The sequence below is a fragment of the Pseudomonas sp. 30_B genome, assembly GCF_017491605.1.
Lineage (GTDB): Bacteria > Pseudomonadota > Gammaproteobacteria > Pseudomonadales > Pseudomonadaceae > Pseudomonas.
Genome location: NZ_JAFGYY010000030.1, coordinates 18,801 through 45,573, shown reverse-complemented (window position 1 = coordinate 45,573; position 26,773 = coordinate 18,801). Strand labels below are relative to the sequence as shown.

Here is a 26,773-nt window from a genome sequence, read left to right as displayed (position 1 = left end):
TGTGCGCAATGATGGCGTGATGCAATCATTGTCTGTCAGACGGATTCTGTCACCCACCTAAAGATAGGCTGACGCGGCCGATTGTCAGGTTATTGCGGCTTGCGTCGTTTCATTTATACCCGCGGTACTTTCCGCGACTTCTTCCACCAGCGAGATCAGCGTCCAGCCGGTGCCGGGTGTCAGCGGCCGCTCGGGACTGGCAACGTGCAGGCGGCCGTTCGGGTCGCGCGCGAACAGCAGCAGCGCTCGACTGCCGTGCTGGTCCTGGTATTGCTCCCAGCCGAAGTTGTCGCTGAGCAGCGTCGAGCGGATTTCCGCGCCGCGCGCGATCATTCCGGCCATCTGCGGATAGGTGACGTTTATCTGCCCCAGCGGATGGCCGCGATGGCGATCGCTGACGCGGTGTTTCTCGCTGCGGCGGCTGTCCTGGCTGCTGGGCAGGATGAAGCGCTGCCAGGGGCTGAATTCGTGGCGGAAGCTCATGCACATCAGCGCATTCAGCTCGGCGTTGGGCGACAGCGCCAGCAGGTGTCCCAGGCCGATCAGGTCCAGATGCGCCTCGGCGTGTTGCGAGGCGGGGTTGCCGAAGTAGGTCGGCAGGTTCTCCATGCGCGCGGCACGGGTGTTTTCCCAGCTGGAGTCGGTGAGCAGCACCTTCACCCCGGCGTTCTGCAGGCCAGCGCCGATGGCCCGTGCCACGGAGTTGGCGCCGATGATCAGGAAGCCGGTGGGCGACGGCTCGGCGACCTTCAGCAGCCGGGCCAGCGGACGCGCGGTGGCGCTCTGCAGGACCACGGTGCCGATGATCACCAGGAAGGTGAGGGGCACCAGCACCCCGGCCTGGGCATGGCCGGCTTCCTGCAGGCGGATGGCGAAAATCGCCGAAACCGCTGCGGCGACGATGCCGCGCGGGGCGATCCAGCTCAGCAGGGCACGTTCGCGCCAGTTCAGCGAGGAGCCGGCGGTGGAGATCATCACGCTCAGTGGCCGGGCGACGAACTGGATCAGCGCCAGTACCAGCAGCGCCACCGGTCCCAGGCCGAGCAGTGCCGCAAGGTCCAGGCGTGCGGCGAGCAGCACGAACAGGCCGGAGATCAGCAGCACGCTGAGGTTCTCCTTGAAGTGCAGGATCTGCCGCACGTCGACGCCCTGCATGTTGGCCAGGCGCAGGCCCATCACGGTCACCGCGAGCAGCCCGGACTCCGACATCACCGTGTTCGACAGCACGAAGACGCCCAGTACCACGGACAGCGATGCCAGGTTGTGCAGGTAGTCGGGCAGCCAGTGGCGGCGCAGGGCGACCCCCAGTGCCTGGCCGCCGGCGAGGCCGAAGGCAATGCCGCAGCCGACGACGCTGAAAAAGGCTTTCAGGCTCTGCATCCAGCCCAGGTCGTTGCCGCTGGCGGCGATGAAGCTGTACACCACCAGTGCCAGCAGGGCGCCGATGGGGTCGATGACGATGCCTTCCCAGCGCAGGATGTTGGCGATGGTGGCGTTGGGGCGCACCACCCGCAGCATCGGCACGATCACCGTGGGGCCGGTGACCAGGGTGAGGGTGCCGAACAGCAGGGCCATCTCCCAGGTGAAGTCCAGCAGGTAATGAGTCGCCACGGCGATCACGCCCCAGGTGACGAGCGCGCCGATGCTGACCAGTCGACGAACGACGGTGCCGATTTCCTTCCACTCGTCGAGGTGCAGGGTCAGGCTGCCTTCGAACAGCACCAGCGCCACCGCCAGCGACACCAGCGGGAACAGCAGCGGGCCGAACAGGTGCTCCGGCGTCAGCAGGTGCAGGACGGGCCCTACCAGGATGCCGCTCAGCAGCAGGAACAGGATCGCCGGCAGGCGCAGGCGCCAGGCCAGCCACTGGCTGAGGAGGGCTGCGATGCCAATGCCGGCGAAGGCGTAGTAAGTGCTGTGTTCGTCCATGATGGAGCCGGGGTCCTTGCGCGGTTGACGGTGGAGTTGCGGGGTGAGGCTGTGGAAGACTAGTCCGACGCTTTTTCTATCGATATAGCCTGACATGATGCCGGTTTCACATTCACTGATCGACCGCTTCCTCGACGCCCTCTGGTTGGAAAAGGGCCTTTCCGACAACACCCGCAGCGCCTACGGCAGCGACCTGGCGTTGTTCAACGGCTGGCTCGACGAGCGCGGGGTAGCGCTGGAGGCGGCGGGGCGCGAGGTGATCCTCGATCACTTGGCCTGGCGCCTCGGCGAGGGTTACAAGGCGCGCTCCACGGCACGCTTCCTGTCCGGGTTGCGGGGCTTCTACCGCTACTGCCTGCGCGAAGGGCTGATCGACGAGGACCCGACGCTGCTGGTGGAGCTGCCGCAACTGGGCAAGCCGCTGCCCAAGTCGCTCTCCGAAGCCGATGTCGAAGCGCTGCTGGCGGCGCCGGAGACCGACGATCCCCTCGGCCTGCGCGACCGCACCATGCTGGAGGTGCTTTACGCCTGCGGGCTGCGGGTCAGCGAACTGGTCGGGCTGACCCTGGAGCAGGTCAACCTGCGCCAGGGCGTGGTGCGCGTCATGGGCAAGGGCAGCAAGGAGCGGTTGGTGCCGCTGGGCGAGGAAGCCATCCTGTGGATCGAGCGCTATCTGCGCGAGGCGCGCGCGGACCTGCTGGGTGGCAAGCCCAGCGACGTGCTGTTCCCCAGCCTGCGCGGCGAGCAGATGACTCGCCAGACCTTCTGGCACCGCATCAAGCTGCACGCGAAAGTCGCCTGCATCGGCAAGAGCCTGTCGCCGCATACCTTGCGCCATGCGTTCGCCACTCATCTGCTCAATCACGGCGCCGATCTGCGGGTGGTGCAGATGCTGCTGGGGCACAGTGACCTTTCCACCACGCAGATCTATACCCATATTGCACGCGCGCGATTGCAGGATCTGCACGCGCAACACCACCCACGGGGGTGATCCGGACGTTGTAGGAGCGAGCTTGCTCGCGAACTGCACGGCACCGGAACCGCCGGCGAAATGCGTTCGCGAGCAAGCTCGCTCCTACAGGTCAAGGCTGGTATTCCCACGGAAGCTTCCTGCTACAGCCTGCGGCTCGGCCTGACCCGTCGGGTGTGATAGTCTTCGCCGACCGACATCAGGAGTTTTCCATGCGTTTGTCCCGACTTCTGGCTGCCGCGGCCCTTGGCCTCGCCAGCACCCTTGCCCTGGCCGCCGAGCCGGACCAGGCCATCCGTGCCACCCTGCAGTCCCTGCAGCCTGACCTGCCCATCGAGGCCATCGCCAAGAGCCCCCTCGAAGGCATCTACGAGGTGCAGCTCAAGGGCGGCCGCGTGCTCTATGCCAGCGCCGACGGTCAGTTCGTCGTCCAGGGCAACATCTACCAGGTGAAGGACGGCAAGCCGACCAACCTGACCGAAGTCGCCGAAAGCGCGGGCGTGGCCAAGACCATCAACGGCATTCCGACCGCCGACATGGTGGTCTTCCCGGCCAAGGGCGAGACCAAGGCGCACATCACCGTCTTCACCGACACCACCTGCCCGTACTGCCAGAAGCTGCACGCCGAAGTGCCGGATCTGCAGAAGCGCGGCATCGAAGTGCGTTACCTGGCCTTCCCGCGCCAGGGCCCGAACTCGCCGGGCGATGCGCAACTGCAGGCGGTCTGGTGCTCCAAGGACCGTCAGGCGGCGATGACCGACATGTTCCACGAGAAGGAAGTGAAGGCCGCCAAGTGCGACAACCCGGTGAACAAGCAGCTGGAACTGGGCCAGATGGTCGGAGTGCAGGGCACCCCGGCGATCATCCTGGCCAACGGCCAGATGCTGCCGGGCTACCAGCCGGCCGGCCAGATCGCCAAGCTGGCCCTGGAAGCCAAGTAAGCCGCGGGCTGCGCTTTGATTGACTAATAAAGAACCGCTTCGTAATGTGCGGTTCCTTTCGACAATGAACCGGGCTCAGGTCCGGTTCGATCCTGGTGCCTGCCCACCGTGCCCGCCTCGTTGCGGGCACGCTGCGTCAGGCACTGTGCTGCTGTAATCATGGGGAGTTTCAGCGTGAATCCGGTGAAAGTGGGAATCTGTGGGTTGGGGACCGTCGGTGGCGGTACCTTCAATGTACTCAAACGCAACGCCGAGGAGATTGCCCGCCGTGCCGGGCGTGGTATCGAGGTTGCGCAGATTGCCGCCCGTCGCCCCAATCCGAAGTGTGATACCGGCAGTACCCCCATTACTGCCGACATCTTCGACGTGGCGAACAACCCGGAAATCGACGTGGTCATCGAGCTGATCGGCGGCTACACCCTGGCCCACGAGCTGGTGCTCAAGGCCATCGAGAACGGCAAGCACGTGGTCACCGCGAACAAGGCGCTGATCGCCGTGCACGGCAACGAAATCTTCGCCAAGGCCCGCGAGAAGGGCGTTATCGTCGCCTTCGAAGCCGCCGTGGCCGGTGGCATCCCGGTGATCAAGGCGATCCGCGAGGGCCTGGCCGCCAACCGCATCAACTGGCTGGCCGGCATCATCAACGGCACCGGCAACTTCATCCTCACCGAAATGCGCGAGAAGGGCCGCGCCTTTGCCGACGTGCTCAAGGAAGCCCAGGCGCTGGGCTACGCCGAAGCCGATCCGACCTTCGACGTCGAAGGCATCGACGCCGCGCACAAGCTGACCATCCTGGCGTCCATCGCCTTCGGCATCCCGCTGCAGTTCGACAAGGCCTACACCGAAGGCATCACCCAGCTGACCACCGCCGACGTGAACTACGCCGAGGCGCTGGGCTACCGCATCAAGCACCTGGGCGTCGCCCGCCGTACCGACAGCGGTATCGAGCTGCGCGTGCACCCGACCCTGATCCCGGCCGACCGCCTGATCGCCAACGTGAACGGCGTGATGAACGCCGTCATGGTCAACGGCGATGCCGCTGGTTCCACGCTGTTCTACGGCGCTGGCGCCGGCATGGAGCCCACCGCTTCCTCGGTGGTCGCCGACCTGGTGGACGTGGTTCGCGCCATGACCGCCGACCCGGAGAACCGCGTGCCGCACCTGGCCTTCCAGCCGGACTCGCTCTCCGACCACCCGATCCTGCCGATCGACGCCTGCGAAAGCGCCTACTACCTGCGCATCCAGGCCAAGGACCATCCGGGCGTACTGGCCCAGGTGGCGACCATCCTCTCCGAGCGCGGCATCAACATCGAATCGATCATGCAGATGGAAGTCGAAGAGCATGACGGTCTGGTGCCGATGATCCTGGTTACCCACCGCGTGCTCGAGTCCCGCATCATCGAAGCCATCGCCGCGCTGGAAGCGCTGGATGACGTCGTCGGCAATGTCGTACGCATCCGCGTCGAACAACTGAACTGAATCGAACGCGGCGGCGCCTGAGCGCCGCCGCCAGACCGAAGGTTTCACACCATGCGTTACATCAGTACCCGCGGCCAGGCGCCCGCGCTGAACTTCGAAGACGTGCTGCTCGCTGGCCTGGCCAGCGACGGCGGCCTCTACGTGCCGGAAAACCTGCCGCGCTTCACCGTCGAAGAGATCGCCTCCTGGGCCGGCCTGCCGTACCACGAGCTGGCCTTCCGCGTGATGCGCCCGTTCGTAGCCGGCAGCATCGCCGACGCCGATTTCAAGAAGATCCTCGAAGAAACCTACGGCGTCTTCGCCCACAACGCCGTGGCACCGCTGCGCCAGCTGAACGGTAACGAGTGGGTGCTGGAGCTGTTCCACGGCCCGACCCTGGCCTTCAAGGACTTCGCCCTGCAGCTGCTCGGCCGCCTGCTCGACCACGTGCTGACCAAGCGCGGCGAGCGCGTAGTGATCATGGGCGCCACCTCCGGCGACACCGGCTCGGCCGCCATCGAAGGCTGCAAGGCCTGCGAGAACGTCGACATCTTCATCATGCACCCGCACAACCGTGTGTCCGAGGTGCAGCGCCGTCAGATGACCACCATCCTCGGCGAAAACATCCATAACATCGCCATCGAAGGCAACTTCGACGACTGCCAGGAGATGGTCAAGGCCAGCTTCGCCGACCAGGGCTTCCTGAAAGGCACCCGTCTGGTGGCGGTGAACTCGATCAACTGGGCGCGGATCATGGCCCAGATCGTCTACTACTTCCACGCCGCCCTGCAGCTCGGCGCACCGGCCCGCTCCGTGGCCTTCTCGGTGCCCACCGGCAACTTCGGCGACATCTTCGCCGGCTACCTGGCGCGCAACATGGGCCTGCCGGTCAGCCAGCTGATCGTCGCGACCAACCGCAACGACATCCTGCATCGCTTCATGTCCGGCAACCGCTACGACAAGGACACCCTGCACGCGTCGCTGTCGCCGTCCATGGACATCATGGTTTCGTCCAACTTCGAGCGCCTGCTGTTCGACCTGCATGGCCGCAATGGCAAGGCTGTCGCCGACCTGATGGACGCCTTCAAGGCCACCGGCAAGCTGGCCGTCGAGGACGACCGCTGGACCGAGGCCCGCCGCCTGTTCGATTCCCTGGCGGTGAGCGACGAAGAGACCTGCGAGACCATCGCCCAGGTCTACGCCGAGTGTGGCGAGCTGCTGGACCCGCACACCGCCATCGGCGTGCGTGCGGCCCGCTCCTGCCGCCGCAGCCTGGCCGTACCCATGGTCACCCTGGGTACCGCGCATCCGGTCAAGTTCCCGGAAGCGGTGGAGAAGGCTGGCATCGAGGCGGTTCCGGCTCTGCCGGCGCACCTGGCCGACCTGTTCCAGCGCGACGAGCGTTGCACCGTCCTGCCGAATGAACTGGCCAAGGTCCAGGCCTTCGTCAGCGCCCACGGCAACCGTGGCAAGCCGCTCTGATCCGTGACGGATCGATGAAAAAGCCCGCCTTCATGGCGGGCTTTTTCTTGGGACGATGCTCAGGGTTTTATGGACCAGTGGTAATAAGCGGGACGAACTTAATCGCCGGCCGTGATGTCTTCTCTTCAGGTTTTTCATTTCGCAACAAGGAGATATGACATGGACCGGCTAAGCGTGCTGCTGACCGAGACCTTCGCTCCCTACACTCCGGCACTGGGTTTGGCACGCCCTGATGGCGGCCGCATCCTCACCCTGACCAACGACGAAGGCGAGGTCGTTTTGCGCCGCGTGCTCGATGGTGTGCAACTGGCGGACGAGCATCAGTGCGAGGAAGCGATCCAGTCGGTTCGCCGCGATCTGCTGATCCAGGAAGGGCGGATGGAGGACGATGTCATCGTCGCCTTGCGGCAGCGGGCGCAGGTGCTCAGCTACGGGACGTGACTTTTTCTGGTCTGCGCTATGTAAAACGCCGCCCCTGGGGCGGCGTTTGCGTTACTGACCTGCAGCTACGGGGCATGCTTTCGTAGGAGCGGACTTTGTCCGCGATGCTTTTGGTTTTTGTTTGGGTGTCCAGCGTCGCTTCGGCGTGTGCTGAGAGATCTTGTTTCGCCCCCTCGGGCGAGTCCCTTTTGGGGCCCCAAAAGGAACCAAAAGGGCCCGTCCCGGCATCCGGGTCTTCGCTTCGCTCAGACTTCCCTCCTTCCGGTATCGCTCCGAGGGTCGGCGTAGAAGGGCCATCCCTGGCCCTCTACGCCTCTCGCGGCATCCATGCCGCTCGCCCCTCTGCGCAATACCTCCACTCGGCCTCCTGACGGGACTCTGCGCGCGCCTGAGACTTTGGCTGCTTCATGCTTGCTCTTCGTAGGATGGCGTGGAGCGAAGCGATACCCATCACGGCGGATAACGCTACGCGTTATTTGCCCTACAAGAGCATCGCGGACGGAGTCCGCTCCTACGTAGGCGCGATGCGTGGGCATTCCCCTGTTAGAGCGGAGCCATCCGCAATGGATTTCGCGGATAAGATCCGCTCCTACGGGAGCGCAGCTCCGCTCTGGCTCTCTAAGACTTCCAGAGAAACATCCGCGCACTCCGAGCGCCCCTTCAGGAGGCCGAGTGGAGTCGGAGTTTCAGGGGTTGAGCGGCATGGATGCCGCGAGAGCCGCGATGGGCCAGGGATGGCCCTTCGCGGCGTGCCCCTGAAACTCCGATGGAGCGAGGGGAGTCCCGCGAAGCGGGACCCGGATGCAGGGGCAAGCCTTCTTGGTTACTTCTTCGGCGTTTGGAAGAAGTGACTCGCCCGAGGGGGCGAAACAAGATCTCTCAGCACACGCCGATGCGGCGCAGAAACACCTAACCCCAAAACGGCGGATAACGCCTTACACAGCCCCCTGCTGCCGCATCACCGCAATAGCCGCCGCGTCATACCCCAGTCCACCCAACACCTCATCGGTATGCTCCCCCAGCTCCGGGCCGATCCAGTCCGCCGAGCCGGGCGTCTCGGACAGCTTGGGCACGATGCCCGGCATGCGGAACGGCTTGCCGTCCGGCAGCCTGGCCGAGAGGAACATCTCGCGGGCGAGGAATTGCGGGTCGGCGAACATGTCCTCGGCGGAGTAGATGCGGCTGGCCGGCACCTCGGCCTCGCCCAGCACCTTCAACACGGTATCCAGCGGCTCCGAGCGCGCCCAGCGATCGATCACCCCGTACAGCTCGTCGCGGCGCTGATCGCGTCCGGCGTTGTCCGCCAGCTGCGGATCTTCCGCCAGGTCGGTGCGGCCGATGGCAAGCATGAAGCGGCGGAAGATCGCGTCGCCATTGGCGGCGATCTGTACGTGCTTGCCGTCGGCGGTGGTGTGTACGGAGGAGGGGGTGATACCCGGCATGATGTTGCCGCTGCGCTCGCGAATGAAACCGAACACGTCGAACTCCGGCACCATCGATTCCATCATGGCGAACACCGCTTCATACAGTGCCACGTCCACCACCTGGCCCTGGCCGCCGTTGACCTCGCGGTGACGTAGCGCCATGAGCGCGCCAATCACGCCCCACAGCGCGGCAATGGAGTCGCCGATGGAGATGCCGGTGCGCACCGGCGGGCGGTCTTCGAAGCCGGTGATGTAACGCAGCCCGCCCATGGACTCGCCTACCGCGCCGAAGCCCGGTTGGTCCTTGTAGGGACCGCTCTGGCCGAAGCCGGACAGGCGCACCATCACCAGCTTCGGGTTCAGCGCGTGGATCACGTCCCAGCCCAGGCCGAGCTTTTCCAGCACGCCGGGGCGGAAGTTCTCGATCAGGATGTCGGCTTCGGACAGCAGCTTCTTCAGCACTTCGCGCCCGGCCTCGTGCTTGAGGTTCAGGGTCAGCGAGCGCTTGTTGCGGGCCTGCACGAACCACCACAGCGAGGTGCCTTCGTAGAGCTTGCGCCACTTGCGCAGCGGGTCGCCGCCGTCGGGCGATTCGACCTTGATCACCTCGGCGCCGAATTCCGCGCACAGACGCGAGGCGAAGGGACCGGCGATCAGCGTGCCCAGCTCGATCACTTTTAGGCCGGCGAGGGGTTTGGCGGTGGTGTTCATCGGTCGATCCGTTCGGCAGGTGGTCGGCGGACTTTACCGCCCACGCGGGCGTTCGAACAGGCCGCCGGGCCGGCTGTCCACCATCGGCGCTTTGCGCCGGCGATGGGCGCGCGTAGAGTAACCCTATCCAAGGACATTTCTGTCAGCTCGTCCGACACTGGACAGGGTCACCCCCGATGCGCGCGCTTCCGTCATTCCACGTCCCCGGCCGTCCGGCGCTCCCTTCGGGATGCGTGCAGGCGGATGGCAAGGGGGTGGCATGGTCCTGAGCCTGCCGACGCTGGTCGTGGTCGATCTCTATGTGCTCACTCTGGTCGGGGTGCTGATGGCGTTCGCCTGGCACAGCGGCCGTCGCGAGCCGACGCTGGGTTACATGAGCGCGATGCTCCTGCTTGGCGCCCTGGGCACCTTCCTCGGCACCTTGCGGGGAATGGGCATCGACCTGGTACCGATCCTGCTGGGTAACGTCATCCTGCACATCTGCGCGGCGATGAACTGGACATCCATGCGGGTGTTCACCGGGCGTCGGCCGCATTGGCCGCTGATCGGCGCCGGTGCGGCCCTCTGGGCGATGCTGTGCCTCTGGCCGGCGTTCTATGAGTCGCTGGCGGCGCGGGTACTGGTCAGTACCTCGATCACCATCGCCTATTGCCTGGCCTCCATCAGCGAGCTGCTGCGCAGCCGCCGCAAGCTGGAGGTGGAGCTGCGCCCGATCCTGGCGCTGATGCTGTTCCACGGCGGCTTCTACACGGTGCGCCTGCTGGTCGACCGTGGGATGCCGTTCGAGAGCGCCAACAACAATGGCCAGGGCAGCACCTTCTTCACCCTGCTGGTCTTCGAGACCATGCTTTACGCCATCGGCATCGCCTTCGCGACCCTGGCGATGGTCAAGGAGCGCGCCGAACTGGGATTCCGCAGCGCCGCGCTGAGCGACCCGCTGACCGGCGCCGGCAATCGCCGGGCCTTCATGGATTCCGGCGAGCGCGCCTTGCGCCTGTGCGCCGAACGCGGCGAGCAGGCCTCGCTGCTGCTCTGCGACCTGGACAACTTCAAGCGCCTCAACGACTCCTTCGGCCACCCTGCCGGTGACCGGGTACTGGTGGAGTTCAGCCGCATCACCGCCTCGCGGATGCGCAAGCAGGACCTGTTCGCGCGCATCGGCGGGGAAGAGTTTGCCTGCCTGCTGGTGTCCGCCGACACCGAGGGCGCCTGCCAGGTGGCTGAGCGGGTACGCCGTGAATTCGCTGAGCTGCCATTCATGGCCGAAGGGCAGCTCAGCGTGAGCATCGGTATCGCCACCACCCGTGAGGCCGGGCACGACCTGACGCGCCTGCTGGCGCTGGCCGACCAGGCGCTCTACGCCGCCAAGGCCAAGGGCCGCAACCGCATCGAACTGGCTGCCCCGGAACCGGGAACCGACCGACGTACCCGTGGTTGATGGACCCTCGGCCGGTGCTTTCGCGGTAGACTTGCCGCCTTCGAAAATTCGCCGGGAATCCCCATGGCCCTGTCCGCCACGCCCTACAAAGCCGATATCAGCCTGACCGACCTCGACCGTGGGGTCTACGAGACCCTGCGCTTCACCGTCGCCCGCCACCCCTCGGAAACCGAGGAGCGCCTGGCGGTACGCCTGCTCGCCTACGTCATCTGGTACAACGAGCAACTGGCCTTCGGTCGCGGTCTGTCGGACGTGGAAGAGCCGTCGCTCTGGGAAAAGAGCCTGGATGATCGCGTCCTGCACTGGATCGAAGTCGGCCAGCCCGACGCCGAGCGCCTGACCTGGTGCTCGCGCCGCTGCGAGAAGCTGACCCTGGTCGCCTACGGCAACCTGCGCGTGTGGACCACCAAGGTGCTCGACAGCGTGCGCCACCTGAAGAACCTCAACGTCGTCGCCATGCCCCAGGAGCCGCTGGAGGAAATCTCCCGCGACCTGCCGCGCTCGATCAACTGGACCGTGATGATCAGCGAAGGGACCCTCTTCGTCACCGACGAGCGTGGCCAGCACGAACTCCAGGTTGAATGGCTGATGGGCGAACGCTGATCGCGCTAGCTGCGCGTCGGCCCGGCAGCGTTGCGAACAGGCGTGGGCCTGCTCATTTACTGAAGTAAACTCCGCGTCCCCCGCCTGTTCGCGCCTTGCCGTGCTCTAGCTCGCAAGGCGCGAGAGCAAGCAGAAAAGGAATGATCGAAACACCCATGCGCATCGAATCCCGCCCCCTCCCGCAAACCCTGCCCGATCTGGGCGACCTGCCGCCGCTGCTGACCCGTCTCTATGCCGCCCGCGGCGTGCAGAGCGCCGCCGAGCTGGACAAGGGGCTGGCGCGGTTGATCCCGTACCAGCAGCTCAAGGGCGTGGACGCGGCGGTGGAGCTGCTGGTCGATGCGCTGGAGGAGGGCCAGCGGATTCTCTATGTGGGCGACTTCGACGCCGACGGTGCCACCGCCAGCAGTGTCGGCGTGCTGGCGCTGCGCATGCTCGGCGCGGCCTGGGTCGATTACCTGGTGCCCAACCGCTTCGAATACGGCTACGGCCTGACCCCGGAAATCGTCGCCGTGGCGCTGGAGAAGCGCCCGGATCTGCTGGTGACCGTGGATAACGGCATCTCCAGCATCGACGGCGTCGCCGCCGCCAAGGCCGCCGGGCTGCGCGTGCTGGTCACTGACCATCACCTGCCGGGGCCGGAACTGCCCGCCGCTGATGCCATCGTCAACCCGAACCAGCCCGGCTGCGACTTCCCCAGCAAGGCCATGGCCGGCGTCGGCGTGATCTTCTACGTGATGCTCGCCCTGCGCGCCCGCCTGCGCGAGCGTGGCTGGTTCACTGCGCGCGGTATCGCCGAGCCGAACCTTGCGGAACTGCTCGACCTGGTGGCCCTGGGCAGCGTCGCCGACGTGGTGCCGCTGGATGCCAACAACCGCATCCTGGTGCACCAGGGCCTGGCGCGCATCCGTGCCGGTCGCGCCCGTCCGGGCCTGCGCGCGCTGCTGGAAGTGGCCGGGCGCGATTGCCGGCGGATCACCTCCACCGACCTCGGCTTCATCCTCGGCCCGCGCCTGAACGCCGCCGGCCGCCTGGACGACATGTCCCTGGGCATCGAGCTGTTGCTCTGCGAGGACGAAAGCGTCGCCCGTGATATGGCTGCGCAGCTCGACGGCCTCAATCAGGACCGCAAGGCCATCGAGCAGGGCATGCAGCGCGAGGCGCTGGCCCAGCTCAAGGAACTGCCGGTGGAGGAGATGCCCTTCGGCCTGTGCCTGTTCGACCCGGAATGGCACCAGGGCGTGATCGGCATCCTTGCCTCGCGCTTGAAGGAGCGTTACCACCGCCCGACCATCGCCTTCGCCGATGCCGGCGATGGCACGCTCAAGGGCTCGGCGCGTTCGGTGCAGGGTTTTCATATCCGCGACGCGCTGGACGCCGTGGCCGCGCGCCATCCGGGGCTGATCAGCAAGTTCGGCGGCCATGCCATGGCCGCCGGCCTGTCGCTGCCGCAGGAAAACTTCGGCGCCTTCGCCGCTGCGTTCGATGCCGAGGTGCGCCGTCAGCTGGACGAGGAAGACCTCACCGGCCGCCTGCTCTCCGACGGGCAACTGGGCGCCGAGGAGTTCCACCTGGAGCTGGCCCGCGCCCTGCGCCAGGCCGGTCCCTGGGGGCAGCACTTCCCCGAGCCGCTGTTCCACGGCATCTTCCAGATCGTCCAGCAGCGCGTGGTTGGCGAGCGCCACCTGAAACTGGTGCTCAAGACCGAATGCGGCTCGCTGCAACTGGACGCCATCGCCTTCAACATCGACCGCGAAATTTGGCCCAACCCCACCGTGCGCTGGGCGGAAGTGGCCTACAAGCTGGACGTCAACGAGTTCCGCGGCAACGAAAGCGTGCAACTGATGGTGGCGCATATCGCGCCGCGCTGAGCCTTTCGTAGGAGCGGGCCATGCCCGCGATCACGCATGGGGCTCCGGTGTTCTGTCCGGCTGCCGATGTCCCGGCTGCGCTGGGATTTCGCGGAGAAGCTCCGCTCCTACGCAAGCTAGCCAGGGTCGCCACCGATCATCTGGACCTATCCTTAGGCGAACCCGGTCTACAGTTGTAGTACAAGAACTGAAGACCACAGGGAGTTTCGCCATGAGCCAGTTGTTCGAGCCCTTGACCCTACGCCAGCTGACCCTGTCCAACCGCATCGCCGTCTCACCCATGTGCCAGTACTCCGCCCAGGACGGCCTGGCCAACGATTGGCACCTGGTCCACCTGGGCAGCCGTGCCGTGGGGGGCGCGGGCCTGGTAATCGTCGAAGCCACCGCCGTCGCCCCGGAAGGTCGGATCAGTGCCGAGGACCTGGGCATCTGGAACGACGAACAGATCGAGCCGCTACGCCGTATCACCCGCTTCCTGGAATCCCAGGGCGCGGTGGCCGGTGTGCAGCTGGCCCATGCCGGGCGCAAGGCCAGCACCTGGGCGCCCTGGCTGGGCAAGCACGGTTCGGTGCCGATCAGCGAAGGCGGCTGGACCCCGGTGGCGCCCTCGGCCATCGCCTTTGATCCACAGCACACCGTGCCCATCGCCCTGAGCGAAGAGCAGATGGCGACTATCAAGCAGCAGTTCGTGCAGGGGGCCGAGCGTGCCCTGGCCGCCGGCTTCAAGATCGTCGAGGTGCATGCGGCCCACGGCTACCTGCTGCATCAGTTCCTCTCGCCGCTGTCCAACCAGCGCCGCGACCAGTACGGCACCTGCTTCGAGAACCGCATCCGCTTCCTCCTGGAGGTCACCGAGGCGGTGCGCGCCGTATGGCCGCAGGAGTTGCCGCTGTTCGTCCGCCTGTCCGCCACCGACTGGGTGGAAGACGGCTGGAACCCCGACGAGACCGTGGAACTGGCGCGCCGCTTGAAGAACCTGGGCGTGGACCTGATCGACGTCTCCTCCGGCGGCACCGCGGTGAATGCCGAGATTCCGGTGGGGCCGGGCTACCAGACGCAGTTCTCCGAGCGCGTGCGCAAGGAGGCCGGGGTGGCCAGCGGCACCGTCGGCATGATCACCGAGCCGGTGCAGGCCGAGCACATCCTGCGCACCGGCCAGGCCGACTTGATCCTGCTGGCCCGCGAGCTGCTGCGCGACCCGTACTGGCCGCTGCACGCCGCCGATGAGCTGGGTGGCCAGCCGGTGCCGTGGCCGGCGCAATACCTGCGCGCAGCCCAGCGTGGAACGCCCAAGCGCAAAGCGTTCGGGCAGGTCTGATACTGCTGGGGCGGGTCATGCGGGGCTGGCTCGCATGACCCGGTCACGAGAATTAAAATGTGATTTCTGTCACGAACCGATATTCGGGTGCTAGGCTTTCCCGTGCTCGCGCAAGGACTGCGCAACCCCCACCGGAGCCAGCATGGACGCACCTGCAACACCCGCCGTCATACCGCAATCCGAAATCGCCCTGCTGGCGAATATCCTTGCGCTCGCGACCCGCAACATGAGCAACCTCAGCGCTCTGATCACCCAGTTGTCGGTGGAGCTCGGCCACAGCCCTGACCCGCACCTGCAGCGCGTGGGGCAGCGGGTGCTGGCGGATGTGGACGTGCTGTCGAAGTCGCTGGATACCCAATGGGAGCTGATCGGCGCCCTGGCGCGCTACTGTCCGCTGCTGGCGCGCACGCCGCTGGTGAAGCCGACGCTGGTGACGGAAATCCATATCACCGAGTTGCCCGATCGGACGTGATCCGATCTCCCCTGTAGGAGCGGGCCATGCCCGCGATCGCGCGCATGGCGCGCTCCTACACGTTCGTCGCTCAGTCGCCGGCCTGCGCCAACTCGAAACTCATCATCAACGCCCAGGGTGCATCGCTGTCGCCCACGCGAATCGGTTGCAGCAGTTCCACCCGTCGCCCCTTCACCTGTTCCCAGGGCTTGCCCTGGGCGATGGCATTGCGCGCATCCTGCGGTAGTTCGCTGGCCTTGTCGCCCAGGCGACGGGCGTCGGGATGGGTGACGTAGACGCCGGCGTTGGAGATCAGCGTGTACTGGCCGTTGCCCATGGGTGTCAGCTTGCCGAGGTTTTCCTGCAGCTGGTGCAGGGTGTAGTCGGCGCCGAGGATGCCGAGGAAACGACCATTGGCGTACATGGGCGACATGAACGAGGTCATCAGCACGGTGCTGCCGCCGACGCTGTACTCGTAGGGCTCCATGAACACGTCACGCCCCTTGTCGCGGGGGATCTGGTACCAGTCGCCGCTGCCGTCCGCCTTGTCGTAGCCGACCAGGCATTCGCGCTGGGCCACGCCGCTGCCCCGGTGCCAGTAGGCCATGAGGCGGCCGCTGGCGTCGTGCCCGGGCGCGTTGGCGAACTCGCTGTCGCGGCCATCGAAAGCGTTGGGCTCGCAGCCGCAGGCGAAGGCCAGCAGGTCGGGGTTGCGGGTCAGGTATTCGTGCATCACCGCGTCGATCTGCTCGCGTTGCGGGCCGAGGTTGCGGGTCTTCATGCCGATCAGGAAGTTCTTCAGGCCGTAGAGTGCGGTGGCCATCACGGCAAAGCGCGCCTCCAGGCGCTGGGTTTCGCTGGCCAGGACGACGCGGGCGGTGTCCAGCAGGCTGGAGTGCTCGGCCTGTTCGACGTCGGCCAGGGCGCGGGCGCTTTCGTTCTTGATCGAGGCGACGACGTTGCCGATGTCGGCGGTGGCGTTGGCCGACTGGGTGGCCAGGCGGCGCACCTCGTCGGCGACCACCGCGAAGCCGCGCCCGCTTTCCCCGGCGCGGGCGGCTTCGATGGCGGCATTGAGCGCCACCAGGTTGGTGTTCTTGGCGATCTGCTTGATGACTTCGGAGACCTTGCTGATCTCGGTCCAGCGGATGTTGAGGTCGGCGATCAGCTGCTTGACCTGGTCGATGGTGGAGCGGGTGCTGGAGCTGTCCTCGGCCTTGGCGGGCCGTTTTTCGAGTGTGGTTGGCATGGCTGCGACTGCTGTGACGGATGAGGGCAGATGGGAAGGTGAGGGCTGCTTTCTTCTAATGTCAGCCGCGCCCGGAGGCGCGGTCATGTGGGGCGTAGGATGGCGTGGAGCGAAGCGATACCCATCGTGCCTGGCGCGGACCGCATGGGTTTCGCTGCGCTCTACCCATCCTACGAGAGCCGCTTACCAGCCGAGCTGCTTGTGCAGGCCCAGGGCGTCGTAGTAGTCGCCCTGGTAGACGATCTTGCCGTTCTTCACCTTCACGTAGCTCACGCCGTCGAACGACAGCGGCTTGTTGGTGGCCGGGGTCTGGGCATCCCAGGCGCCGGTGTTGGTGCCGCTGAAGGTCCACTGGAAGGCGATGCCGTCCTTGTCGACGATCGGCTTGCCGTTCATCTTCCACTTCAGGTCCGGGACGGCCCCGACGAACACCTTGATCACATTGTCGCGCGCGGCTTCGCGGCCTTTCTGCGGGGTGCCGACGGTGACGTCGAAATACTCCGCATCCTTGGCCAGGTAGCTGGCGGCCTTCTCGGCATCGTGGGCGTTCCACGCGGCCATGTAGGCATCGACGATCTGTTTGGGCGACTCTGCGGCCTGTACGAGACCGGCAAAGGTGAACAGCGACAGCAGGTAAAACGCTCTGACGAGGTGACGCATGCTTGCCTCCGTTGCGGGCGTGCCCGCGGGTTGTCGGCCGGACGGCCGATGAGTGCGGCGCCACGCACGGCGTGGCACCGGTTCCTACTGACTGTAGTCAGGATCAGTGCTTGATCATCACGTGGCGGATCGCGGTGTAATCCTCCAGGCCGTACATGGACATGTCCTTGCCGTAGCCCGACAGCTTCATGCCGCCGTGGGGCATCTCGGTGGTCAGCATGAAGTGCGTGTTGACCCAGGTGCAGCCGTATTGCAGGCGGGCGGACAGACGATGGGCGCGGCCGATGTCGCGGGTCCACACCGAGGAGGCCAGGCCGTAGTCGGAGTCGTTGGCCCAGGCCAGCGCCTGTGCTTCGTCCTCGAACTCGGTGACCGAAACCACCGGGCCGAAGATTTCGCGGCGGACCACTTCGTCGTCCTGGCGGGCGCCGGCCAGTACGGTCGGCTCGAAGAAGAAGCCCGGGCGGTCGGCACGCTTGCCGCCGGTGACCACTTCGATGTGCGGCACTTGCTTGGCGCGCTCGACGAAGCCGACGACGCGCTCCAGGTGCTGCTCGGTGATGACCGGGCCCAGCTCGGTGTTCGGGTCGTCCTGCTCGCCGTACTGGATGCTGGCCACCGCTTCGCCGAGCTTCTGCACGAACTTGGCGTAGATGCCCTTCTGCGCATAGATGCGGCAGGCGGCGGTGCAGTCTTGCCCGGCGTTGTAGAAGCCGAAGGTGCGGATGCCTTCCACGGCGGCGTCGATGTCGGCATCGTCGAAGATCAGTACCGGGGCCTTGCCGCCCAGTTCCATGTGCATGCGCTTCACGGTGTCGGCGGTGCCGGCGATGATGCGGCTGCCGGTGGCGACCGAGCCGGTCAGCGAGACCATGCGAACTTTCGGGTGAGTGGTCAGCGGCTCGCCGACGGTCGGGCCGCGGCCGAAGACCAGGTTGACCACGCCGGCGGGGAAGATGCCGGCCATCAGCTCGGCCAGGCGCAGGGCGGTCAGCGGGGTCTGCTCGGAGGGCTTGAGCACCACGGTGTTGCCGGCGGCCAGGGCCGGGCCGAGTTTCCACGCGACCATCATCAGCGGGTAGTTCCACGGCGCGATGGAGGCGACCACGCCCACCGGGTCGCGGCGGATCATCGAGGTGTGACCCGGCAGGTATTCGCCGGCGGCGGAGCCTTGCATTACGCGGCAGGCGCCGGCGAAGAAGCGGAACACGTCGGCCACGGCCGGCAGTTCGTCATTCAGCGCGGCGGAGTAGGGCTTGCCGCAGTTGTTGGATTCCAGGCGGGCCAGTTCCTCGGCGTGGGCATCGATGGCGTCGGCCAGTTGCAGCAGGAGCAGGGAGCGGTCTTTGGGCGCGGTCTGCGACCAGCTGTCGAAGGCAGCGTCGGCGGCCAGCACGGCGGCGTCGACCTGGGCCGGGGTGGCCTCGGCGATTTCCACCAGGGTGGTGCCCAGGGACGGGTTCAGGACGGCGAGCTTCTCGCCTTCGCCAGCGACCAGTTGGCCGTTGATCAGCAGGTTGGTTTGCATGGTTGGGTCCTCTTGTTCAGGAGCGTGGTGCAAATTCGGTTGGGGTGTTTCTTTTTAGGGGCTGCCGGTTTGAGGCGGCGGGCCTGAGGGGTTCTGTGGTTTTGGAGCGGGGCTTTCCCACTCCCTAACCCTCTCCCTGAAGGGAGAGGGGATATCCGTGCTGGGCGAACCTTCGAGTCTGCCGGCGAATTCCGTCCTGACCGGCCACGCCGAACAGGCCCCCTCTCCCTTCAGGGAGAGGGCGGGGGGAGAGGGTCGCTTGGCACGGAGTCACTTCCCGCTCCCCGCCACGCCCTCGCCACCCTTGGTCAGGTAGTAGGCGCCGAGGATCGGCAGCATGGTCACGATCATCACCAGCATCGCCACCACGTTGGTCACCGGCACGTCGCGCGGGCGGCCCAGCTGGTTGAGCAGCCAGATCGGCAGGGTGCGTTCGTGGCCGGCGGTGAAGGTGGTGACGATGATCTCGTCGAAGGACAGCGCGAACGCCAGCATGCCGCCCGCCAGCAGCGCCGAGCCGAGGTTGGGCAGGATCACGTAGCGGAAGGTCTGCCAGCCGTCGGCGCCCAGGTCCATCGAGGCCTCGATGAGGCTGTGCGAAGTGCGGCGGAAGCGTGCGATCACGTTGTTGTAGACGATCACCACGCAGAAGGTGGCGTGGCCGATGACGATGGTCAGGAAGCCCGGCTCGATGCCGAGGGTCTTGAACGCCGACAACAGCGCGATGCCGGTGATGATGCCGGGCAGGGCGATCGGCAGGATCAGCATCAGCGAGATGCCTTCCTTGCCGAAGAAGTCGCGGCGGTACAGCGCGGCCGCGGCCAGGGTGCCCAGGAACATGGCGATCAGCGTGGCGATGCTGGCGATCTTCACCGACAGCTCGATGGCTTCGAGCACGTCCTGGCGCGCGAAGGCGACGCTGAACCAGTGCAGGGTGAAGCCCTTGGGCGGGAAGCTGAAGGCCGCGTCCTCGGTGTTGAAGGCGTACATGAAGATGATCAGGATCGGGAAGTGCAGGAACACCAGCCCGCCCCAGGCAGCTGCTTTGAGCCCCCAGGAAGCTTTCTCAGAGTGCATCGAAGGCCCCCAGACGTTTGACGATGGACAGGTACACGGCGATCAGCACGATGGGCACCAGGGTGAAGGCGGCGGCCATCGGCATGTTGCCGATCGCGCCCTGCTGGGCGTAGACCATGCTGCCGATGAAGTAGCCCGGCGGGCCCACCAGCTGCGGCACGATGAAGTCGCCCAGGGTCAGGCTGAAGGTGAAGATCGAACCGGCGGCGATGCCGGGGATCGACAGCGGCAGGATGACCTGGAAAAAGGTCTGCCGCGGGTGCGCGCCCAGGTCCGCCGAGGCCTGCAGCAGCGAAGGCGGTAGGCGCTCCAGGGAGGCCTGGATCGGCAGGATCATGAACGGCAGCCAGATGTACACGAACACCAGGAAGCGCCCGAAGCTGGAGGTGGACAGGGTGTTGCCACCCACGCCCGGCAGGCCCAGCAGCAGGTTCAGCACGGGCTCGAGACCGAGGTGCTGGACGAACCACATGGCCACGCCGCCCTTGGCCAGCAGCAGGGTCCAGGCATAGGCCTTGACGATGTAGCTGGCCCACATCGGCATCATCACGGCGATGTAGAAGAACGCCTTGGTCTTGCCGGTGGTGTAGCGCGCCATGTAGTAGGCGATGGGGAAGGCCACCGCGCCGCTGGCGATGGAGACCGCGACCGCCATCAGCACGGTGCGCTGGATGATGTCGAAGTTGGAGCCACTGAACAGCGAGCCGAAGTTGGCCCAGGTCAGCTCCGGCGTCACCGTCATGGTGAAGTCGTCGAAGGTGTAGAAGCCCTGCCACAGCAGCGTCAGCAGCGAGCCGAGGTAGATCGCGCCGAACCACAGCAGCGGCGGCACCAGCAGCAGCGAGAGGTACAGCGTCGGCTTGCGGTAGAGCAGGTTGGAGAGCCGGCGCAGCGGGCCATTGCTGGCCTGCGGCACCGGAGCATTCATCGTCAGTTCCATGTCACGCGCCCTCGTGCAGCACCACCATCGCCTCGCGCGCCCAGCGAGCGGTCACGCGTTGGCCCGGCTGGTGGGCGTGGTCGATGTCGGCCCACTGGCTGTTGGCCTGGCTGAGGCAGAGGTTCTGGCCGTTATCGAGACGGATCTCGTAGCGGGTCGCCGCGCCCTGGTACTGGATGTCGTGCAGCAGGCCGCTGATCTCGATGTCCGAGGCGCTGCGCTCGCCGGTGGCGAAACGGATGTGCTCGGGACGGATGGAGAAGGGCTGGGCGTTGCCGGTGAGATGCTGGGCGAGATCGCCGCGCAGCACGTTGGAGGTGCCGACGAACTCCGCCACGAACGGGGTGGCCGGCTTCATGTAAAGGTTGCGTGGCGTGTCGACCTGCTCGATGCGGCCCTTGTTGAACACCGCGACGCGGTCGGACATGGACAGCGCTTCGCTCTGGTCGTGGGTGACGAAGATGAAGGTGATGCCCAGCTGGCGCTGCAGCTTCTTCAGCTCACTCTGCATCTGCTCGCGCAGCTTCAGGTCGAGGGCGCCGAGGGGTTCGTCCAGCAGCAGCACGCGGGGGCGATTCACCAGGGCGCGGGCCAGGGCCACACGCTGGCGCTGGCCACCGGAGAGCTGCACCGGCTTGCGCACGCCATAGCCGCCCAGGGCGACCATGCCGAGGGCTTCCTCGGCGCGTTTCAGGCGCTCGGTCTTGCCGACGCCTTTCACCTTCAGGCCGTAGGCGACGTTTTCCAGCACGCTCATGTGCGGGAACAGCGCGTAGTCCTGGAACACCGTGTTGACGTCACGCTGGTAGGGCGGCAGGCCCGCGGCCTCCTCGCCATGGATGCGGATGGAGCCTGCGCTGGGTTGCTCGAAACCGGCGATCAGACGCAGGCAGGTGGTCTTGCCCGAGCCCGACGGGCCGAGCATGGAGAAGAACTCGCCGTCCTTGATGTCGATGGACACCCGGTCAACGGCCTTGACGTCGCCGAACTGGCGGGAGACCTGGGTGAATTGAACAGCGGGAGTGGTCATGGTGCACGCTCCAAGGGGCAGGAATCCGGCGTAGGGGAGCCCTGCCCGTGAATCTGAGATACGGGTGAATCGATAAATAGAAAAAAGCGGAAAAGTCTTTCAGGAAGCGTCGCGAGCAGGCCCTCAGCCGCGTCCGGCCAGCGCGCAGGAACCGCAGCGTACTTCAGTACGTGAGGATTCCGAGCACTGCCCGGGCGCGGATCAGGGCCGCGCAGCAGCTACCTGATGACTTTTAACGGCCGCCCATGATCCCGATATAGTCCTGGGTCCAGCGGCTGTACGGGACGAACTTGCCGCCCTCGGCCACCGGGGTCTTCCAGAACGCGATCTTGTCGAACTGGTTGTAGCCGTTGGTGGCGCAGCCTTCGCCGCCCAGCAGGGTGCTGGCCTTGCAGCCTTCCGGTACCGCCGGCACCGAGCCGAACCAGGCGGCCACGTCGCCCTGCACCTTGGGCTCCAGCGACCAGTTCAGCCACTTGTAGGCGCAGCTCGGATGCTGGGCCTCGGCGTGCAGCATGGTGGTGTCGGCCCAGCCGGTGACGCCTTCCTTCGGGAACACGGTGGCGATCGGCTGACCTTCGGTCTTCAGGGCGTTGGCCTGGTACGGCCAGGCGCTGGAAGCGGCGACGCCTTCGTTCTTGAAGTCGCTCATCTGCACGGTGGTGTCGTGCCAGTAGCGGTGGATCAGGTCATGCTGCTTGCGCAGCAGTTCGACCACGGCGGCGTACTGCTTCTCGTCGAGCTGGTAAGGATCGGTGATGCCCAGCTCCGGCTGGGTGGCCTTCAGGTACAGCGCGGCGTCGGCGACGTAGATCGGGCCGTCGTAGGCCTGCACGCGGCCCTTGTTCGGCTTGCCGTCGGGCAGGTTCTCGGCCTCGAACACCACCTTCCAGCTGTCCGGCGCGGTGGGGAAGATCTTGGTGTTGTACATCAGCAGGTTCGGGCCCCACTGGTACGGCGCGCCGTAGGTCTTGCCGTTGACCACGTACCAGGCGGCGTCCTTCAGGCGCGGGTCGATGTTCTTCCAGTTGGGGATCAGCGACGGATCGATCGGCTGCACGCGCTTGCCGTAGATCAGGCGCAGGGAGGCGTCGCCCGAAGCGGTGACCAGGTCGTAGCCGCCCTTGGCCATCAGGCTGACCATCTCGTCGGAGGTGGCGGCGGTCTTCACGTTGACCTGGCAGCCGGTGTCCTTCTCGAACTGGGTGACCCAGTCGTAGTTCTTGTCGGACTGGCCGCGCTCGATGTAGCCGGGCCAGGCGATGATGTCCAGGCGGCCTTCGCCCTTGCCGACTTCCTTCAGGGCCTCGGCGGCCTGGACGCCGGCGCTGGCCAGCAGGGCGGTGGTGATGGCACTGAGCAGTGCGGTCTTGCGCATCGGGTGTCTCCCTCTCGTTGTTGTCTCTATTGGTGGGGCAGTGATCAATCGAGCAACGACCCTTCAGGGCGAGAGAAAACGATGGCGCTCGCTGCGTTTTCACACGCCCTCGTACCGGGCTTCTTTTTTATTGACCGGCGGGGGCGCCGCCGGGGTGGTTCAATCCAGTTGCTGGCCGTGGCGCGCCATGATGTGGCGCACCACGCTGTAGTCCTGCAGCGAGTCGCTGGACAGGTCCTTGCCGTAGCCCGAGCGCTTGAGCCCGCCGTGGGGCATCTCGCTGGCGAGCATGAAATGGGTGTTGATCCAGGTGCAGCCGTACTGCAGGCGGTTGGCGATCTGGAAGGCCTTGTCCAGGTTCTGCGTCCACACTGAGGAGGCCAGGCCGTATTCGGAATCGTTGGCCCAGTCCACCGCCTGTTCCAGCTGGTCGAAGCGGGTCACGGTGACCACCGGGCCGAACACTTCGCGCTGGACGATCTCGTCCTGCTGCTTGCAGCCGGCCAGCAGGGTCGGCTGGTAGTAGAAGCCAGGGCCCGAATGCACGGCGGCGCCGGTGACGCGCTCGATGTGCGGCTGGCCGAGGGCGCGCTCGACGAAGCTGGCCACGCGGTCGCGCTGGCGGGCGCTGATCAGCGGGCTGATCTCGTTGTCGGCGTCGCGCTTGCGGGCGAAACGGATGCTCGCCACGGCGTCGCCCAGCTCGGCGACGAGGCGGTCATGGATACCGGCCTGTGCGTAGATGCGGCAGGCGGCGGTGCAGTCCTGGCCGGCGTTGTAGTAGCCGTGGGTCCGCACGCCCTGGACCACGGCGTCGAGGTCGGCGTCGTTGCAGACGATCACCGGCGCCTTGCCGCCCAGTTCCAGGTGTGTGCGCTTCAAGGTGCGCGCGGCGGCCTGGAGAATCTTCTGCCCGGTAACGATGTCACCGGTCAGCGACACCATGCGTACCTTCGGGTGGCTGACCAGATGGCTGCCAACGCCTTCGCCGCCGCCGCAGACGATGTTGATCACGCCGGCGGGGAGGATTTCCGCCAGCGCCGGGGCCAGCGCCAGGATGCTCAGCGGGGTGTGCTCGGACGGCTTGAACACCAGGGTGTTGCCGGCGGCCAGGGCGGGGGCGATTTTCCACGCGGCCATCATCAGCGGGTAGTTCCATGGCGCAATCGAAGCGACCACGCCCACCGGGTCGCGGCGCACCATGCTGGTGTGGCCGGGCACGTATTCGCCGGCGAGCTGGCCCTGCTGGCAGCGCACGGCGCCGGCGAAGAAGCGGAACACGTCGGCGGTGGCCGGGATGTCGTCCTGCCGGGCCAGGTGCAGCGGCTTGCCGCAGTTCAGCGATTCCAGCTGGGCGAGGTCGTTCGCGCGCTTGTCGATGGCGTCGGCGATGGCGAGCAGGGCGGTGGCGCGCTGGGCGGGCGTGGTGCGGGCCCAGGCGGGGAAGGCGCGGTGTGCGGCAGCGATGGCCTGCTCGACCTGGTCCAGGGAGCCGTCGGCGATGCTGACAATGGTTTCGCCTGTGGTCGGGTTGATGATCGGCTCGGCCATGCCTTCGCCGGCGACCAGTTGGCCGTCGATCAGCAAGGCGGTGTGCAGGGTTGCGCCGGTCATCTTGGAAGCTCGTCGTTTATCTGTCTTGTTTTCGGGGGCCATGTATTTGCTCCGGATGGGGCGGTACCCGGAGCTGGCCCTTTGTATGAAGGCAGAGACTAGAGTCCGGGCGTGGGGTCGACAAATTCTAATTACTGAAAGCGGCGTTCGATTAAATCGAATGAGTGGCTCTCTCGTGCCAGGGCCGTGGGGCGCATAACGCTGCAAGCGTTATCCGCCGTTGATCTCTCCGGAACCCTGTCGGCGGCTAACCGCAAGCGGTCATGCGCCCTACGTCAGATGGACAGCCTCTTCGCGTTGGGCTGCTCGCGGGCCACGGTGAGGAACGGATCCACCAGCGGCGGCCGCGCGGTGCCACGGCGCCAGGCCAGGCCGACGTCCAGCGGCTCGGAGAGGTCCACCAGCGGCCGCGCCTCGATGATGTCGCCTTCCAGTGACCAGGGGCGGTAGGTCATGTCCGGCTGGATCGACAGGCCAAGGCCGGCCGCCACCAGGCTTCGCACCGCCTCCACCGACGCTGTGCGCAGCGTCACCTGCGGCACCAGCCCGGCGCGGGACCAGATGCGCTGGGTGTGCAGGCCCATCTCGTCGGCGTTCAGCTGGATCAAGGGTTCGCCCGCCACATCGGCCAGGCCGATGCTGTCGCGCTCCAGCAATGGATGCTGCGCCGGTAGCCAGAGGCGGTGCGGCGAGTGGGTCAATACTTCGGTCTGCAGGGCGTGGCGGTCTTCCAGGTTGGAAAGGATCAGCACGCCGACATCGATCTCGCCGCTCACCAGCAGGTGCTCGATGTACGGGCGCTCGTCCTCCACCACGCGGGTCTGCACGTTGGGGTAGGCGCGCTGGAAGCGGTTGATCAGGTCCGCCAGGTAATAGCCCGCCACCAGGCTGGTCACGCCGATGGTCAGGCTGCCGGCCACCTGGTCGGTGCTCTGCTGCAGGCTGCGCTTGGCGTTCTCCACCGTGGCCAGGATCAGGTGCGCCTGGCGCAGGAACTGGTGGCCCTGGTGGGTCAGGGTCATGCCCTTGGCGTGGCGGTCGAACAGGCGCACGCCGATCTCCTCTTCCAGCTGCTGGATGGCGAGGGTCAGGGTGGACTGGGAAATGAATACCGCCTGGGCGGCGGCGGAAATCGAGCCGGTCTCGGCGACGGCGATGAAATGGCGTATCTGGCGGAGCGTCATCATGGGCGGTGGGCCGCTTGCGAATCGGTGATGGCAGAGTGCAGGCGTCTAGGACGGCACTCCAGCGCTTTTCATTGTTGATTATCGAAAATCTATAGGAACATTCTTTTTTATCGAATGGAAGCCGCTTTTCGCCCTGAGGTCCGCAGGGAAAGGTTCGCAATATCCGGAAGCACACTGCCGCTCTGTCCGTGGCGCGCTCCGGGCTAGAGTCGGAATCCACCTTTTTCGATAGACAGTGGATATCGCCATGAACACGCGCGGCCTGCTCGACCAGTTGCTCAAATCCGGCCAGGACCTCCTGCAGAACAAGGGAGTGGCCCGTCAGGACGGTGGTCAGCCTTCTTCCTCCGGCAAGGGCGGCCTGGATCTCGGCAGTTTGCTCTCCGGCGCCGGTGGCGGCGCACTGGCGGCGGGCGCGCTGGGCCTGCTCCTGGGCAGCAAGAAGGCGCGCAAGATGGGCGGCAAGGTCGTCACCTACGGCGGCCTTGCGGCACTCGGCGTGCTCGCCTACAAGGCCTACGGCGACTGGCAGCAGAAGCAGGCCAGCGCCCCACGCACCGAGCCGCAGACCGTCGACCGCCTGCCCCCGGCACAGGCCGAGCAGCACAGCCACGCCATCCTGCGGGCCATCGTTGCCGCCGCCAAAGCCGACGGACATATCGACGATCGCGAACGCCAGCTGATCGATGGCGAGATCGCCAAGCTCACCGGCGACGTCGAGCTGCAGGGCTGGCTCGACCGCGAGCTGGCCAAGCCGCTGGACCCGGCCGAGGTTGCCCGCGCCGCCACCAGCGAGGAAATGGCCGCCGAGATGTACCTTGCCAGCCTGCTGATGATCGACGAGACCAACTTCATGGAGCGCGCCTACCTCGACGAACTGGCCCGCCAGCTGAGCCTCGACGCCGGCCTCAAGGTCGAGCTGGAAGCCCAGGCGCGCAGGGCGCTGGACGCCGTGCCCGCCTGATCCTGCGTGACTACTCTGGCAATCGACGGTTAAAGCTGGCGATTGAGCCGTTTTGCCTGGCTTCCCTTCCCTGGTGGCGGCAGGCTCCCTCTCCGGGTGACCCGCCGCA

22 protein-coding genes are annotated in these 26,773 nt (G+C 66.2%); 11 read left to right on the top strand and 11 right to left on the bottom strand.

All coding sequences use genetic code 11. The annotated features are described in order from the left end of the window. Nucleotides 1-84: 84 nt before the first annotated feature. Nucleotides 85-1,929 carry a sodium:proton antiporter gene (locus tag J5M67_RS24200; RefSeq protein WP_207888044.1) on the bottom strand — a complete coding sequence of 615 codons (1,845 nt, stop codon included), beginning with the start codon at nucleotides 1,927-1,929 and terminating at the stop codon, nucleotides 85-87. A gap of 94 nt (nucleotides 1,930-2,023) precedes the next feature. On the opposite strand from J5M67_RS24200, the gene xerD reads away from it, so the two are divergent. The 5 genes from xerD (at nucleotide 2,024) to J5M67_RS24175 (ending at nucleotide 7,221) form a co-directional block, all read left to right on the top strand. Beyond that, nucleotides 2,024-2,920, top strand: a complete 897-nt coding sequence (xerD, locus tag J5M67_RS24195; protein WP_207888033.1) for a site-specific tyrosine recombinase XerD — start codon at nucleotides 2,024-2,026, stop codon at nucleotides 2,918-2,920. A 191-nt stretch (nucleotides 2,921-3,111) separates the two neighbouring features. Further along, complete coding sequence (locus tag J5M67_RS24190) at nucleotides 3,112-3,840, top strand: DsbC family protein (RefSeq protein ID WP_207888032.1); 729 nt, start codon at nucleotides 3,112-3,114, stop codon at nucleotides 3,838-3,840. Between the two features lie 174 nt (nucleotides 3,841-4,014). Next, a complete protein-coding gene (locus tag J5M67_RS24185) occupies nucleotides 4,015-5,319 on the top strand; it encodes a homoserine dehydrogenase (protein WP_207888031.1) in 1,305 nt (434 codons plus the stop codon). A gap of 51 nt (nucleotides 5,320-5,370) precedes the next feature. Beyond that, the gene (thrC, locus tag J5M67_RS24180) at nucleotides 5,371-6,780 is read left to right on the top strand and encodes a threonine synthase (protein ID WP_207888030.1); all 1,410 of its coding nucleotides are present in this window, start codon (nucleotides 5,371-5,373) and stop codon (nucleotides 6,778-6,780) included. A gap of 159 nt (nucleotides 6,781-6,939) precedes the next feature. After that, nucleotides 6,940-7,221, top strand: a complete 282-nt coding sequence (locus J5M67_RS24175) for a DUF3509 domain-containing protein (protein ID WP_207888029.1) — start codon at nucleotides 6,940-6,942, stop codon at nucleotides 7,219-7,221. 935 nt (nucleotides 7,222-8,156) lie between these two features. Here J5M67_RS24175 and J5M67_RS24170 read toward each other — a convergent pair. Next, entirely contained in the window at nucleotides 8,157-9,356 is a 1,200-nt protein-coding gene (locus J5M67_RS24170; RefSeq protein WP_207888028.1) for a CaiB/BaiF CoA-transferase family protein, read from the bottom strand. 259 nt (nucleotides 9,357-9,615) lie between these two features. On the opposite strand from J5M67_RS24170, the gene J5M67_RS24165 reads away from it, so the two are divergent. The 5 genes from J5M67_RS24165 (at nucleotide 9,616) to J5M67_RS24145 (ending at nucleotide 15,058) form a co-directional block, all read left to right on the top strand. Further along, on the top strand, nucleotides 9,616-10,794 hold the full coding sequence (locus J5M67_RS24165; protein ID WP_207888027.1) for a diguanylate cyclase: 1,179 nt from the start codon (nucleotides 9,616-9,618) through the stop codon (nucleotides 10,792-10,794). Between the two features lie 63 nt (nucleotides 10,795-10,857). Continuing rightward, nucleotides 10,858-11,397 carry a YaeQ family protein gene (locus tag J5M67_RS24160; protein ID WP_207888026.1) on the top strand — a complete coding sequence of 180 codons (540 nt, stop codon included), beginning with the start codon at nucleotides 10,858-10,860 and terminating at the stop codon, nucleotides 11,395-11,397. Nucleotides 11,398-11,552: 155 nt separating this feature from the next. Continuing rightward, nucleotides 11,553-13,268, top strand: a complete 1,716-nt coding sequence (gene recJ, locus J5M67_RS24155; protein WP_207888043.1) for a single-stranded-DNA-specific exonuclease RecJ — start codon at nucleotides 11,553-11,555, stop codon at nucleotides 13,266-13,268. A gap of 211 nt (nucleotides 13,269-13,479) precedes the next feature. Continuing rightward, on the top strand, nucleotides 13,480-14,586 hold the full coding sequence (locus J5M67_RS24150) for an NADH:flavin oxidoreductase/NADH oxidase (RefSeq protein ID WP_207888025.1): 1,107 nt from the start codon (nucleotides 13,480-13,482) through the stop codon (nucleotides 14,584-14,586). Between the two features lie 142 nt (nucleotides 14,587-14,728). After that, entirely contained in the window at nucleotides 14,729-15,058 is a 330-nt protein-coding gene (locus tag J5M67_RS24145) for a hypothetical protein (protein ID WP_207888024.1), read from the top strand. Nucleotides 15,059-15,128: 70 nt separating this feature from the next. Here J5M67_RS24145 and J5M67_RS29785 read toward each other — a convergent pair whose 3' ends face one another. The 9 genes from J5M67_RS29785 to J5M67_RS24100 form a co-directional block, all read right to left on the bottom strand. Next, nucleotides 15,129-16,286, bottom strand: a complete 1,158-nt coding sequence (locus J5M67_RS29785; RefSeq protein WP_207888023.1) for a methyl-accepting chemotaxis protein — start codon at nucleotides 16,284-16,286, stop codon at nucleotides 15,129-15,131. Between the two features lie 183 nt (nucleotides 16,287-16,469). Continuing rightward, a complete protein-coding gene (locus J5M67_RS24135) occupies nucleotides 16,470-16,946 on the bottom strand; it encodes an ester cyclase (protein ID WP_152225216.1) in 477 nt (158 codons plus the stop codon). A gap of 103 nt (nucleotides 16,947-17,049) precedes the next feature. Then, nucleotides 17,050-18,474 carry a gamma-aminobutyraldehyde dehydrogenase gene (locus J5M67_RS24130; protein WP_207888022.1) on the bottom strand — a complete coding sequence of 475 codons (1,425 nt, stop codon included), beginning with the start codon at nucleotides 18,472-18,474 and terminating at the stop codon, nucleotides 17,050-17,052. 270 nt (nucleotides 18,475-18,744) lie between these two features. Then, entirely contained in the window at nucleotides 18,745-19,551 is an 807-nt protein-coding gene (locus J5M67_RS24125; RefSeq protein ID WP_207888021.1) for an ABC transporter permease, read from the bottom strand. Further along, on the bottom strand, nucleotides 19,541-20,479 hold the full coding sequence (locus J5M67_RS24120; RefSeq protein ID WP_207888042.1) for an ABC transporter permease: 939 nt from the start codon (nucleotides 20,477-20,479) through the stop codon (nucleotides 19,541-19,543). The genes J5M67_RS24125 and J5M67_RS24120 overlap by 11 nt, the downstream gene beginning before the upstream one ends. A 13-nt stretch (nucleotides 20,480-20,492) precedes the next feature. Then, nucleotides 20,493-21,521, bottom strand: coding sequence for an ABC transporter ATP-binding protein (locus J5M67_RS24115; RefSeq protein WP_207888020.1), 1,029 nt, complete (start codon nucleotides 21,519-21,521; stop codon nucleotides 20,493-20,495). A 232-nt stretch (nucleotides 21,522-21,753) separates the two neighbouring features. Next, nucleotides 21,754-22,899 carry a putative ABC transporter substrate-binding protein YdcS gene (gene ydcS, locus J5M67_RS24110; protein ID WP_207888019.1) on the bottom strand — a complete coding sequence of 382 codons (1,146 nt, stop codon included), beginning with the start codon at nucleotides 22,897-22,899 and terminating at the stop codon, nucleotides 21,754-21,756. 159 nt (nucleotides 22,900-23,058) lie between these two features. Further along, nucleotides 23,059-24,555, bottom strand: a complete 1,497-nt coding sequence (locus tag J5M67_RS24105; RefSeq protein ID WP_207888018.1) for a gamma-aminobutyraldehyde dehydrogenase — start codon at nucleotides 24,553-24,555, stop codon at nucleotides 23,059-23,061. A gap of 233 nt (nucleotides 24,556-24,788) precedes the next feature. Further along, nucleotides 24,789-25,700 carry a LysR family transcriptional regulator gene (locus tag J5M67_RS24100; protein ID WP_207888017.1) on the bottom strand — a complete coding sequence of 304 codons (912 nt, stop codon included), beginning with the start codon at nucleotides 25,698-25,700 and terminating at the stop codon, nucleotides 24,789-24,791. 247 nt (nucleotides 25,701-25,947) lie between these two features. Here J5M67_RS24100 and J5M67_RS24095 point away from each other — a divergent pair, with 247 nt between their 5' ends. Then, nucleotides 25,948-26,664, top strand: coding sequence for a tellurite resistance TerB family protein (locus tag J5M67_RS24095; RefSeq protein ID WP_207888016.1), 717 nt, complete (start codon nucleotides 25,948-25,950; stop codon nucleotides 26,662-26,664). The last annotated feature ends 109 nt before the right edge of the window (nucleotides 26,665-26,773 follow it).

What these genes read in the sequence shown, in the direction of transcription:
- J5M67_RS24200 (WP_207888044.1), bottom strand. Translation starts at nt 1,929, where the DNA reads ATGGACGAACACAGCACTTACTACGCCTTCGCCGGCATTGGCATCGCA.
- xerD (WP_207888033.1), top strand. Translation starts at nt 2,024, where the DNA reads ATGATGCCGGTTTCACATTCACTGATCGACCGCTTCCTCGACGCCCTC.
- J5M67_RS24190 (WP_207888032.1), top strand. Translation starts at nt 3,112, where the DNA reads ATGCGTTTGTCCCGACTTCTGGCTGCCGCGGCCCTTGGCCTCGCCAGC.
- thrC (WP_207888030.1), top strand. Translation starts at nt 5,371, where the DNA reads ATGCGTTACATCAGTACCCGCGGCCAGGCGCCCGCGCTGAACTTCGAA.
- J5M67_RS24175 (WP_207888029.1), top strand. Translation starts at nt 6,940, where the DNA reads ATGGACCGGCTAAGCGTGCTGCTGACCGAGACCTTCGCTCCCTACACT.
- J5M67_RS24170 (WP_207888028.1), bottom strand. Translation starts at nt 9,356, where the DNA reads ATGAACACCACCGCCAAACCCCTCGCCGGCCTAAAAGTGATCGAGCTG.
- J5M67_RS24165 (WP_207888027.1), top strand. Translation starts at nt 9,616, where the DNA reads ATGGTCCTGAGCCTGCCGACGCTGGTCGTGGTCGATCTCTATGTGCTC.
- J5M67_RS24160 (WP_207888026.1), top strand. Translation starts at nt 10,858, where the DNA reads ATGGCCCTGTCCGCCACGCCCTACAAAGCCGATATCAGCCTGACCGAC.
- recJ (WP_207888043.1), top strand. Translation starts at nt 11,553, where the DNA reads ATGCGCATCGAATCCCGCCCCCTCCCGCAAACCCTGCCCGATCTGGGC.
- J5M67_RS24150 (WP_207888025.1), top strand. Translation starts at nt 13,480, where the DNA reads ATGAGCCAGTTGTTCGAGCCCTTGACCCTACGCCAGCTGACCCTGTCC.
- J5M67_RS24145 (WP_207888024.1), top strand. Translation starts at nt 14,729, where the DNA reads ATGGACGCACCTGCAACACCCGCCGTCATACCGCAATCCGAAATCGCC.
- J5M67_RS29785 (WP_207888023.1), bottom strand. Translation starts at nt 16,286, where the DNA reads ATGCCAACCACACTCGAAAAACGGCCCGCCAAGGCCGAGGACAGCTCC.
- J5M67_RS24135 (WP_152225216.1), bottom strand. Translation starts at nt 16,946, where the DNA reads ATGCGTCACCTCGTCAGAGCGTTTTACCTGCTGTCGCTGTTCACCTTT.
- J5M67_RS24130 (WP_207888022.1), bottom strand. Translation starts at nt 18,474, where the DNA reads ATGCAAACCAACCTGCTGATCAACGGCCAACTGGTCGCTGGCGAAGGC.
- J5M67_RS24125 (WP_207888021.1), bottom strand. Translation starts at nt 19,551, where the DNA reads ATGCACTCTGAGAAAGCTTCCTGGGGGCTCAAAGCAGCTGCCTGGGGC.
- J5M67_RS24120 (WP_207888042.1), bottom strand. Translation starts at nt 20,479, where the DNA reads ATGAATGCTCCGGTGCCGCAGGCCAGCAATGGCCCGCTGCGCCGGCTC.
- J5M67_RS24115 (WP_207888020.1), bottom strand. Translation starts at nt 21,521, where the DNA reads ATGACCACTCCCGCTGTTCAATTCACCCAGGTCTCCCGCCAGTTCGGC.
- ydcS (WP_207888019.1), bottom strand. Translation starts at nt 22,899, where the DNA reads ATGCGCAAGACCGCACTGCTCAGTGCCATCACCACCGCCCTGCTGGCC.
- J5M67_RS24105 (WP_207888018.1), bottom strand. Translation starts at nt 24,555, where the DNA reads ATGGCCCCCGAAAACAAGACAGATAAACGACGAGCTTCCAAGATGACC.
- J5M67_RS24100 (WP_207888017.1), bottom strand. Translation starts at nt 25,700, where the DNA reads ATGATGACGCTCCGCCAGATACGCCATTTCATCGCCGTCGCCGAGACC.
- J5M67_RS24095 (WP_207888016.1), top strand. Translation starts at nt 25,948, where the DNA reads ATGAACACGCGCGGCCTGCTCGACCAGTTGCTCAAATCCGGCCAGGAC.